We start from the raw sequence: 11,469 nt of genomic DNA, 5'->3' as shown, positions 1-11,469 counted from the left end.
TTAAGCCGTAGCTCTGAACGCGCCCGGCGGCTCGCCAGCCCAGGCGCGCGCAATCAGGTCGCGGATGGCGTTGCGCTCGAGCGGCCGCGGATTCCAGTAGGCGTTGGTGACGGCGAGATCGGCGGCCGTGTTGATGCCGCTCTCGGGCATGCCGACATCGCGGAGCGCCATCTTCGCACCCAACCGCTTGGCGAGGTCATAAAGCCCCTGCGATGCATCGGCCGCGCCGATCGCCCGCGCGATGCGCGCCATCGCATCGGGCACCGCGGGGGCATTGTAGGCCAGCGCATGCGGCAGCACGATGGTGTGGGTCTCGGCATGCGGCAGATCAAAAGTGCCGCCGAGCGTGTGACACAGCTTGTGATGCAGCGCCATGCCGACGGTGCCGAGGCAGACGCCGCAGAGCCAGGCGCCGTAGAGCGCTTCGCTGCGGGCCTCGCGGTCGTCGCTTCTGGCGGCAATCGCGGGCAGCGCGCGTGCCAGCGCGCGGATGCCTTCTTCCGCCATCAGCGATGTCACAGGATTGGTGTCGCGCGCATAGAGCGCCTCCACCGCATGGGCGATCGCGTTGATGCCCGATGTCGCAGCCAGGCTCGCCGGCAGCGTCAGGGTGAGGTCGACATCGTAGATCACAGTCTCGGGCAGTATTGCCGCATCGCGCACCGTGGTCTTCAGGCCGTTCTCAGTCTGGCCGACGATCGGCGTCATCTCCGAGCCGGCATAGGTGGTGGGAATGCAGAGCTGGTTGACGCCGGTGCGCAAGGCGAGCGCCTTGCCGAGGCCGGTGGTCGAGCCGCCGCCGAGCGAGACGACGCAGTCAGCTTCGCACGCCTTCATGGCCGCGAGCGCACGCTCGGTGACATCGACCGGCGTATGCATGGTGGCGCCGGGAAAGATGCCGGCATAGAGCGCGCCGAGCGCTGCGCCCAGGCTCTTGCCTTGCGCCTCCTGCTGCGGCGTCGTCAGCACCAGCGCGCGCGTGCCGCCGAGCCGCTCGACCTCGGCCTTGGCGCTGGCCAACGTGCCGCTGCCGAACACGACGCGGCAGGGCAGGTTTTCAAAGGTGAATGAACCGATCATGCGCCGGTCTCTTTGATGGGATAATCGACCTGGAACCGCCCGATCCGCAAGTCGCCAAGGGCCTCACGCACGCGCAGATGTTCCGGATGGTTGGCATAGGCGCTGAGCGCGGCCTGGTCGGTGAATTCGGAGAACAGAACCACGTCGCAGGCGTAGTCGACCGCGCTGACGTCCACGCCGACCTCGATATGGGTGAGGCCGTCGATCCGGCCCTTGAGGCCCTCGAACAGGGTCTTGACCTTGACCCGCGCGGCGGAGCGCTCCTCGGGGGTCTCCCCGCGCAGCCGCCACATCACGATGTGCCTGATCGGGCCCGACATTTCCTGATTTCCTCGCCTGCGATTATGCTCTGTTGAGGCCATTTTGACTTGCAGAAAACGGAAATAAAGGCCAAAATTTGTAAGTCTCTTTTCCTGTTTTCGCAAAAATGGACCGGTTTTCGCAAAAATGGACCGGCTGCTTCAACTCGAAGTCTTCGCCAAAACGGCTGAGCTCGGCAGCCTGTCCAAGGCCGCCGAAATCCTGCGGATGTCGAATGCGGCCGCCAGCCGCCACCTCAGCGCGCTGGAGGAGCGGCTCGCAGTCCGGCTGATCGAACGCAACACGCGTCGGCAGTGGCTGACGGAGGCAGGGCAGGAGCTCCTGCAGCGCTGCAGCACATTGTTGAACGAGTTCGCCGAAGCCGAGGATGCCGTCTCCGACCGCGCGCTGTCGCCGAAGGGTATGCTGCGCGTGACGAGCTCGCTGTCCTTTGCGATGATCTATCTCGCGCCGATGTTGCCCGCCTTCCGCGCGCTGTATCCTGATCTCAGCGTGCAGATCATCAGCGCAAACCGCTACCTGGACTTCATCGAGGCCGGCATCGACGTGGCGATCCGCACGCGCGAGCACGAGCCGGATTCCAACATCATCGTCCGCCGCATCGGTCAGATGCACCGCGTGCTCGCGGCGGCGCCGTCATATCTGGAGAAGCATGGGCGGCCGGAGCACCCTGCCGATCTCGCCCGCCACAACATGCTGATCTACAATCTCGCCAACGATCCCTATTCGCTGCGACTCAGCCAGGGCAGCACGACGCAGACGGTGCGGATCGCGCCGACGCTCGACAGCAATGATGGCCAGATCATCTGCGGTGCGGCACGCGCGGGGCTCGGCATCCTGATCCAGCCGCTTTACATCGTGCAGAGCGACATCGCGGCCGGCCGGCTGGTGCCCGTCCTGAGGGATTGGCAGCTTCCGCTGCTCACCATGAACATCGCCTATCAAAACCGCGTCCGGCTGCCCGCCAAGATCAGGGTGTTTTCCGACTTCCTGGTCAGCCACATCCGCGAGCATTCCGAGCCGGGGATCTGGATCGACGCGGCGAAGTGAGCGGAAGCAGTCATGTATCTCGGCATCGATCTCGGCACCTCCGCAGTCAAGACCGTTCTCGTCGACGCTGCCCAGTGCGTGATTGCAAGCGAAAGCCGGCCGCTGACGATCACCTCGCCGCAATCGGGTTATTCCGAGCAGGACCCCGCGCAATGGATCGAGGCGACCTTCGCCACGCTCGATGCCCTGAAGACGTCGCATGGAAAAGAGCTGGCGGCGGTCAAGGGCATTGGGCTGTCCGGTCAGATGCATGGCGCCACGCTGCTCGATGCGAGCTTGAGGCCGCTGCGGCCCTGCATCCTCTGGAACGACGGACGCGCCGCCGCCGAGTGTCGCATTCTGGAGCACCGCTGGCCGGCCTTGCGTGCGGTGACGGGCAACAAGGCGATGGCTGGATTCACCGCGCCGAAACTGCTCTGGGTTGCGACGCACGAACCTGAGATCTTTGCAGCGACGAGACTCGTTCTGCTGCCGAAGGCCTATCTGCGCCTGGTGTTATCAGGCGAAGCCATCGAGGACGCCTCGGATGCATCGGGATCCCTATGGCTCGACGTCGCACGCCGGGACTGGTCGGACGAGGCCTTGGCCGCGACCGGCCTGTCGCGCGATCACACGCCGCGCCTGGTCGAGGGATGCGCGCCAGCAACAACATTGCGCAGCGAACTCGCGCGGCGCTGGGGCATGGTGAGGCAGCCGGTGATCGCGGGTGGCGCTGGCGACAATCCGGCGGGCGCCGTCGGCATCGGTGCGATCCAGCCGGGAACCGCGTTCGTATCTTTGGGAACCTCGGGTGCCCTGCTGGCACCGACCAGCACAATCGCTGCGAACCCGGACCGCGCGGTGCATACGTTCTGTCACGCCATTCCCGGCATGTGGATTCAGGCCGGCGCGATCCTGTCGGCTGCCTCCTGCCTCGCCTGGGCCGCGCGCCTGTTCGGCGTCAGCGAGGCCGAGTTGCTGGCACCACTTGGATCGCGCCCGCAGGCACCATCGCCCGTGAGCTTCCTGCCTTATCTCGCCGGCGAGCGGACGCCGCACGACGATCCCGCCGTGCGCGGCATGCTCGATGGTCTAAGCCATGGCACCGACCGCGCGGCGATCGTGCAGTCGGTGCTCGAGGGCGTTGCCTTTGCACTGGCCGATTGCCGCGACGCGCTCGCCGATGCTGGCATTGTGATTACGGAAGCCGATGCCATTGGTGGTGGTTCACGGTCCGGCTTCTGGCTCTCGGTGCTGGCGAACGTGCTGAATGTTCCGATCCACCGCTTCGCCGGAGGTGAGACCGGCGCCGCGTTCGGTGCGGCGAGATTGGGGCGACTTGCTGTCACCGGTGAGGCGATCGCCACCGTGTGCACCCGGCCGCAGCGCATCGAGACGTTCGAACCTGACACCGGGCTGACTGATGCTTATGCCGAGCGGCTTCCCGCCTGGCGCGAACTGTATCGTCCGCGCCACTAGCGCCGCTGCGATGCTGCGTTCCCGCCTGTTCGGTATTGCCCTGTGCCGCGGCCTTTTGTTTAATGCGCAAGCCGCGCTGACAGAATGATTGAGACGCGGGTGGGAAACGCATTGTGCGCCGGGAGGCACGATGAACGATCCGATCCTCGAGATGCGCGGGGTCTCAAAATCCTTCTTCGGCATCAAGGCGCTGCGTGCCGTCGATCTCACCGTCTATGCTGGCGAAATCCATGCCTTGATGGGTGAGAACGGCGCCGGCAAGTCGACGCTGATGAAGATCCTGTCGGGCGCCTATCGGCCTGATCCCGGCGGCGAGATCCGCATCGAAGGACAGCCGGTACGGATCGAAGGTCCGCTCGGCGGCCGCGCGGCAGGCATCTCGATCATCTATCAGGAGCTGTCGCTTGCCCCCAATCTCAGTGTTGCCGAGAATATCTATCTGGGGCGAGAGATGTCGCGGACAGGCTTGCTGGCGCGCGGCGCTATGCGCGAGGCCGTCGGTCCCATCCTGAAGCGGCTCGGTGCGGACTTCCTGCCGTCGACGCTGGTGGCGCATCTGTCCATGGGGCAGCGGCAATTGGTCGAGATCGCGCGTGCGCTGCACGCGAGATCAAAGATCCTGATCATGGACGAGCCGACCACGGCGCTGTCGGCCGGCGAGAGCGCACGGCTGTTCGCGCTGATCCGCCAGCTGCGCGCCGAGGGCCTCGCCATCATCTACATCTCGCATCGCATGGACGAGGTCTACGCGCTCGGCGACCGCGTCACCGTGCTGCGCGACGGCCGGCTGGTCGGCTCGCTCGACAAGCCCGAGATCCGTGCGGACACCATCGTGCGGCTGATGGTCGGGCGCGACGTCTCATCGTTCTACAAGAAGGACCATGATCCCGAGGCGGGACGCGGCCATCCCGTGCTCGCCGCGATCGACATGGCCGATGGCCTGCGCGTCAAGGGCTGCTCGCTGACCGTGCACGCGGGTGAGGTGGTTGGTCTCGCCGGCCTGATCGGCGCCGGTCGTACCGAGCTTGCGCATCTCATCATCGGCGCGGCGCACAAGACGTCGGGACGTCTCGAACTGGAGGGACGGCCGGTCGAGATCCGCACGCCGGGTGAGGCGCTCGAGGCCGGCATCGCCTATCTGACCGAGGACCGCAAGGCGCTCGGTCTGTTTCTCGACATGTCATGTCTGGACAACATCAACCTCGCGGTCCTCAGCCGCGATGCGAAGCTCGGCTGGTTCCTGGATCGCGATAAGGCACGCGAGCGCGCCGATCGGGCCTTCGCAGGGCTCAGCATCCGCGCCGCCAATGTCGGCGTCCCAGCCGGCGGCCTGTCCGGCGGCAATCAGCAGAAGCTGCTGTTGTCGCGGCTTCTTGCCATTGCGCCAAAGGTGCTGATCCTCGACGAGCCGACGCGCGGCGTCGACGTCGGCGCCAAATCCGAGATCTATTCGATCATCGACAATCTTGCCAAAGCCGGCACCGCGATCCTCGTCATCTCGTCCGACCTGCCCGAGATCATCGGCATCTGTGACCGCGTCGTCGTGATGCGGTCGGGACTGGTTGCAGGCGAGGTCCGGCGAACCGAGACGGCGCCGTTGAACCAGGAAGACATCATGGCGCTTGCCACGGGGATGGAGCATCTCGATGCCTGACAATGGTGCCTCGCAGGCCAAGCCCGCACCGGCGACGACCAACGGTGCCGCCGCAGAGTCAAAGCGCCAGCGGGTGAGGGTGCTGATCAGCGCTCTCGGCATGCTGCCGGTGCTGCTCATTCTCTGCATCGGCTTCCACATGCTGTCCGAGGGCCGCTTCTTCACCGGACAAAATCTCGGCATCGTGCTGCAGCAGGCCGCGGTGAACACCGTGCTCGCCGCGGGCATGACCTTCGTCATCCTCACCGGCGGCATCGACCTTTCGGTCGGCTCGATCCTGGCGGCCTCCGCCATGGCCGGGCTGACGCTCTCCAAGCTGCCGGAGCTCGGAATGCTGTGGCTGCCGGCCGCGCTGCTCACGGGCCTCGGCTTCGGCATCGTCAACGGCGCGCTGATCGCGCTGCTCCGCCTGCCGCCCTTCATCGTCACGCTCGGCTCGCTCACCGCGGTACGGGGCCTGGCGCGACTGCTCGGCGCCGACACCACCGTGTTCAATCCGTCCATTCCCTATGCCTTCATCGGCAACGGCTCACTGACCCTCATCCCTGGCGTTGCGTCGATCCCATGGCTCTCGGTGATCGCCCTCTTTGTCATCTTCATTTCGTGGCTGGTGCTGCGCCGGACCGTGCTCGGCGTGCACATCTACGCGGTGGGCGGCAATGAAAGCGCGGCGCGGCTTGCCGGCATCAAGGTCTGGGGCGTGCTGATCTTCGTCTACGGCGTCTCCGGGCTTTTCGCGGGGCTCGGCGGCGCCATGCAGGCGGCGCGGCTCTATGCGGCCAACGGCCTGCAGCTCGGCCAGTCCTACGAGCTCGACGCGATCACCGCCGTGATCCTGGGCGGCACCTCCTTCGTCGGCGGCATCGGCTCGATCTGGGGCACGCTGGTCGGTGCGCTGATCATCGCCGTGCTGTCGAACGGCCTGATCCTCGTCGGCGTTTCCGACATCTGGCAATATGTCATCAAGGGCCTGGTGATCATCGGCGCCGTGGCGCTCGATCGCTACCGGCTGCAGGGCTCCGCCAGAACTTGAAGGGCTCTGCCAGAACGTGAATGCGAGGTTCCGTTGCGGCAACTGGTCTGCCGCGCCGGGGACGAAGACAGACCAGGGAGGAAGTCCATGTTGAAGACGATCATGCTCGCCGGCGCCGCGACGGCGCTTGCCCTCAGCGCCGCGCCATCCTTCGCCAAGGAGCTCAAGTCGATCGGCGTCTCGCTGGGATCGATGGGCAATCCGTTCTTCGTCGCGCTGTCGAAGGGCGCCGAGTTCGAGGCGAAGAAGACCAATCCCAATGTGAAGATCACGGCAGTCGGCTTCGAATACGACCTCGGCAAGCAGGTCACCCAGATCGACAATTTCATTGCCGCCGGCGTCGACCTGATCCTGCTCAACCCCGGCGATCCCAAGGCGATCGGGCCGGCGATCAAGAAGGCGCAGGCCGCGGGCATCGTCGTCGTCGCGGTCGACACCGCGGCCGAAGGCGCCGATGCCACCGTGACCACCAACAACGTGCAGGCCGGCGAGATCTCCTGCCAGTACATCGTCGACAAATTGGGCGGCAAGGGCGACGTCATCATCGAGAACGGGCCGCAGGTCTCCGCCGTGATCGACCGCGTCGTCGGCTGCAAGAACGTTTTCTCGAAGAACGCCGGCATCAAGGTGTTGTCCAACGACCAGGACGGCAAAGGCTCGCGCGAAGGTGGCCTCACCGTCGCGCAGGGTTATCTGACGCGCTTCCCCAAGATCGACGCCATCTTCGCCATCAACGATCCGCAGGCGATCGGCACCGACCTTGCGGCGCGCCAGCAGAACCGCAGCGGCATCGTCATCACCGCGGTCGACGGCGCGCCCGATATCGAAGCCGCGCTGAAAGATCCGCAGTCGCCGCAGATCCACGCCTCGGCTTCGCAGGACCCGTTCTTCATGGCCCGGCGGGCCGTGCAGGTCGGTGTCGGCATTCTCAATGGCCAGAAGCCGGCCTCGACCGTCGAGCTGCTGCCGTCCAAGCTCGTGACCAGGGACAATGTCGCCGAGTACAAGGGCTGGACCTCGGATCGCTCTCAGTAAGATGCCGTCCCTTACCGGCAGCGCTTGAAACGGGGGATGGCGGGCGGCGTTTTGAAACCACGCCGCCCGTGGTGCGATAGCCGCCAATGCACGTGCTGATCTGCCGTATGAGCGCGCGGGCTGCCTCTTGTGTTAGCCTCGCGCAATCTCGATCAGTCGAATCGGAAGCAGATCTCGTGAAATCCAGGATATCCGGCGCCACATCCGGCACCGCGTGGCGGCATGCCAATATCGGTCGCCTGCTCAACAACGCCGTGCGGCGCTTCGAAGGCCGCGTGCTCGAATTGATGAGCGAGAAGGGGCACGACGAGACGCGCATCGCGCATGTCAGCCTCACCCGCAATCTCGACGTCGAGGGGACGAGGCTCACCGAGCTTGCCCGCCGCGCCTCCATGAGCAAGCAGGCGATGGGCGAGCTGGTCGATCAATGCGCCGAGCTCGGCCTCGTCAATCGCATCGCCGACCCGACCGACCGGCGCGCGCGCATCGTCATGTTCACGCCCGCCGGGCGCAAATGGCTGGATGCGTTCCGCGATGCCGTGGACATCGCCGAGCAGGAGATGCGCGCCGAGCTCGGCAAGGCCACGATGGACGCGATCCTGAAGGGACTGGCGGTCTATGGCGAGAGGTTCGACACGCTCGAGGATGTCGATTAGTCAGGCTACTTGACGATATCGTCAGGTTTCCTTACCATGCAAGATAATGCTGGTAGGGAGAAGCGTCTTGGAAACACGTCTGACGGCCGCGGTGCTCATCGTGGGCGGGGGGCCCTGCGGGCTGATGCTGGCCAACGAGCTCGGCCGGCGCGGTGTGTCCGCGATCCTGGTCGACGAGAAGCCGGGGACCGCGTTCAACCCGCAAGCCAATGCGACGCAGGCGCGCTCGATGGAGCACTATCGGCGGCTTGGTTTTGCCGACGAGATCAGGCGCGAAGGTCTGCCTGCGGACTACCCGACCGACGTTGCGTACTTCACCCGCTATGCCGGCTACGAGCTGGCGCGGTTTGCCCTGCCGTCATCGTCACGCGCGGGCGAGCTGATCAAGGGCATGTCGGGCTCCTGGAGCGCGGCGGAGCTGCCGCACCGGGTCTCGCAGAAATATGTCGAGGCTGTGCTGCGCCGCCATGCCGAACGGCTTGCCGGCATCAAGCTGAACTATGGCCACCGGCTGATCGGCTACGTCGAAAGCGATGACGGCATCGTCGGCGAGATCGAATGTCTTGAGGACGGCAACCGTTTTCAGGTCCGGGCCGACTTCCTGGTCGGAGCGGACGGGCCGCGCTCGCAAGTCCGCCAGTCGCTCGGCATTGTCTATGGCGGCGAGACCGGAACGCAGCGTGACTTCATGGGCGGCCGCATGCTGGCGGTCTATCTCCGCTCGCCGGAGTTCTACGCGAGCATCCCGCACGCCAAGGCGTGGATGTACAATTGCTTCAACGGGGATCGCCGCGCCTTCATGGCCTCGGTGAACGGGCGTGACGAATTCGCGTTTCACACGCAGCTTCGGCCGGGCGAGGACGAAAGTGCGATCACGATCAACGAGGCCAAGGCCGCGTTCCAGCGCGCGTGCGGCGCGCCGATCGATTGCGAGGTGCTGTCCTTCCTGACCTGGACCGCCGGTCACGCGCTGGTGGCGGACGGCATGCAACGGGGCAGGGTGTTCCTCGGCGGCGACGCCGCGCATCTGTTCACGCCGACCGGCGGGCTCGGCTACAACACCGCGATCGAGGATGCGGTCAATCTCGGCTGGAAGCTCGCAAGCGTCGTCAAGGGTCTGAGCCCGGCGACGCTGCTCGACAGCTACGAGGTCGAGCGGCGTCCGGTGGCGCTGCGCAACACCGACTATGCGCGGCGCTTTGCCGACTCCCTTGGTCTGTTCGCGCCGGCGCCTGACATCGAGGACGCCACCGACGAGGGCAGCGAGGCGCGGCGGACGGCGGGCATTTATCTCGAGCAGCACGCCCGTGCCGAATTCAACATCCCCGGTGTCACCTTCGGCGGACGGTACGACGGCTCGCCGATCATCGTCTCCGATGGCACCGAACCACCGCCCGATGCCGCAAACGTCTACGTTCCCAGCGCCTGCCCCGGTGGCCGCGCACCGCATGCGTGGCTGGACGACGGGGTGTCCTTGTACGACCTGTTCGGCTTCGAATGGACGTTGCTCCAGTTCGGTGAGGTCGCGTCGGCGCCCGCCGCGGTCACCGACGCCGTCCGCGCGCTCGGGGTCGATTTGAAGCTGGTCACGCTGCCGGCATCCTTGCGCGAAATCTATGGGACCGACCTCGCCTTGATCCGTCCCGACCAGATCGTGGCCTGGCGCGGCGGCGCGTCGCAGGCTGGAGCGATCGGGCGCGTCCTTGCCCGCGCGCTCGGACGCAGCGCAAGCGACAGTGCGCGGCTGGCAAGCTGATCAGTTCTCGCCGCATTCGATCTGCGGCCGTACGCCAATAACAACAAGACGACAATGACACCGGAGGAGGACAACATGGCAAGAGCATTTGAGGACTACGACGATCATGCCGCCGCCGCCGTCGGCGCCGAGCAGACCGCAAGCAGCCGACGTCGCATCCTGATCGCCGGCACCATCGGCACTGCGATCGAATGGTACGATTTCTTCATCTACGGCCTGATCGCGCCACTGGTGTTCGACCAGCTGTTCTTTCCAAAGTTCGACCAGCTCACGGCGACCATCGCGGTGTTCGCGACCTTCGCCGTCGGATTTCTGGCGCGTCCGCTCGGCGGGCTGGTGTTCGGTCATTTCGGCGATCGGCTCGGCCGCAAGTCGGTCCTTCTGTGCACGCTGCTGATGATGGGCCTTGCGACCATGTCGATCGGGCTGTTGCCGACCTACGCCAGCGCAGGCCTGGCCGCGACCGTCGCGCTCGTGGTGCTGCGCTTCCTTCAGGGCTTTGCGCTCGGTGGCGAATCCACCGCGGCGATCCTCATGGCGATCGAGACCGCGCCCGGCCACCGACGCGGCTTCTCGGCGGCGGTGATCCAGGCCGCAGGTCCCGTCGGGGTCGTGCTCGCCTCGTTTGCTGCGCTCGCGATCTCGCGGCTGCCGGAAGCGGATCTGCTGTCGTGGGGCTGGCGCGTTCCGTTCCTGATCAGCGCGGTGCTGGTCGCGCTCGGCGTCTACATGCGGCTGCGCATCGAGGAGAGCGCGACCTTCCGCAAGGCGGAGGAGTCCGAGACGGTGCCGGCTGTCGAGGCGATCAGGGGGCACTGGCGGCCGATCCTCATCGTGTTCTTCGCCGAGATGGCGCAGACGTCCTATTTCTATCTGACCGCCATCTTCACCATCTCCTTCGCGACACGTCAGCTCGGCGTCCAGAAGGACGTGATCACGCAGGCCGTGTTGTTCGCCAATCTCGTCGGGCTCGTGGCCATGCCGCTGATTGGCGCCTGGTCCGACCGGATCGGACGCAAGCGCCTGTTCCTGGCGGGCGTCGTGCTTGCGGCTATCTCGATGTTCGCATTCTACGGCGTGATCGCAAGCCGGGACACGCTGCTGATAACGGGCGCGGTGATGCTCGCCGCTGGCATCATCCATCCGCTGATGTTCGGCACCGAAGGCAGCTATTTCCCGGAACTGTTTCCGACCCGCATCCGCTTCACCGGCGTGTCGATCGGAAAGCAGCTCGGAACGGTGCTCGGCGGCGGCATCGCGCCGCTCGTCGCCACCAGCCTGTTCGCGCAGACGGGCTCCACCTACGCGATCACCGGATACTACGTCGCGCTCGCGCTCGCGGCGGTGATCGCGCTCGGCTTCGCGCACGAAACCAGCAAATCGCGCCTGCTCGGCTGAGCTCGGCTACAATATCAGGGAGGTTCTC

General features: G+C 65.8%; 10 protein-coding genes. 8 read left to right on the top strand and 2 right to left on the bottom strand.

The annotated features are described in order from the left end of the window. Together AABA84_RS06760 and AABA84_RS06755 are read right to left on the bottom strand one after the other, a co-directional pair. Positions 1–1,080, bottom strand: a complete 1,080-nt coding sequence (locus tag AABA84_RS06760) for a maleylacetate reductase (protein ID WP_338311674.1) — start codon at positions 1,078–1,080, stop codon at positions 1–3. Then, positions 1,077–1,400, bottom strand: coding sequence for a Dabb family protein (locus AABA84_RS06755; protein ID WP_212248611.1), 324 nt, complete (start codon positions 1,398–1,400; stop codon positions 1,077–1,079). The genes AABA84_RS06760 and AABA84_RS06755 overlap by 4 nt, the downstream gene beginning before the upstream one ends. A 127-nt stretch (positions 1,401–1,527) precedes the next feature. On the opposite strand from AABA84_RS06755, the gene AABA84_RS06750 reads away from it, so the two are divergent. The 8 genes from AABA84_RS06750 (at position 1,528) to AABA84_RS06715 (ending at position 11,441) form a co-directional block, all read left to right on the top strand. After that, entirely contained in the window at positions 1,528–2,451 is a 924-nt protein-coding gene (locus AABA84_RS06750; RefSeq protein WP_338311673.1) for a LysR family transcriptional regulator, read from the top strand. Between the two features lie 12 nt (positions 2,452–2,463). Further along, a complete protein-coding gene (xylB, locus tag AABA84_RS06745; protein WP_338311672.1) occupies positions 2,464–3,909 on the top strand; it encodes a xylulokinase in 1,446 nt (481 codons plus the stop codon). Positions 3,910–4,039: 130 nt separating this feature from the next. Continuing rightward, positions 4,040–5,563 carry a sugar ABC transporter ATP-binding protein gene (locus AABA84_RS06740; protein ID WP_338311671.1) on the top strand — a complete coding sequence of 508 codons (1,524 nt, stop codon included), beginning with the start codon at positions 4,040–4,042 and terminating at the stop codon, positions 5,561–5,563. Then, the gene (locus AABA84_RS06735; protein ID WP_212248615.1) at positions 5,556–6,596 is read left to right on the top strand and encodes an ABC transporter permease subunit; all 1,041 of its coding nucleotides are present in this window, start codon (positions 5,556–5,558) and stop codon (positions 6,594–6,596) included. The genes AABA84_RS06740 and AABA84_RS06735 overlap by 8 nt, the downstream gene beginning before the upstream one ends. Positions 6,597–6,683: 87 nt before the next feature. Then, entirely contained in the window at positions 6,684–7,631 is a 948-nt protein-coding gene (locus AABA84_RS06730; protein WP_212248616.1) for an ABC transporter substrate-binding protein, read from the top strand. A 188-nt stretch (positions 7,632–7,819) separates the two neighbouring features. Next, positions 7,820–8,287 carry a MarR family winged helix-turn-helix transcriptional regulator gene (locus AABA84_RS06725; protein ID WP_370126384.1) on the top strand — a complete coding sequence of 156 codons (468 nt, stop codon included), beginning with the start codon at positions 7,820–7,822 and terminating at the stop codon, positions 8,285–8,287. Positions 8,288–8,333: 46 nt separating this feature from the next. Next, positions 8,334–10,043: an FAD-dependent oxidoreductase gene (locus tag AABA84_RS06720; protein ID WP_338311670.1), complete on the top strand. Its 1,710-nt coding sequence runs from the start codon at positions 8,334–8,336 to the stop codon at positions 10,041–10,043. A 75-nt stretch (positions 10,044–10,118) separates the two neighbouring features. Further along, positions 10,119–11,441: an MFS transporter gene (locus AABA84_RS06715; RefSeq protein ID WP_212248618.1), complete on the top strand. Its 1,323-nt coding sequence runs from the start codon at positions 10,119–10,121 to the stop codon at positions 11,439–11,441. Positions 11,442–11,469 lie beyond the last annotated feature (28 nt).

The sequence above is a fragment of the Bradyrhizobium sp. TM239 genome, assembly GCF_036247985.1.
Lineage (GTDB): Bacteria > Pseudomonadota > Alphaproteobacteria > Rhizobiales > Xanthobacteraceae > Bradyrhizobium > Bradyrhizobium ottawaense.
This window is presented reverse-complemented; position numbering and strand designations above follow the sequence as displayed.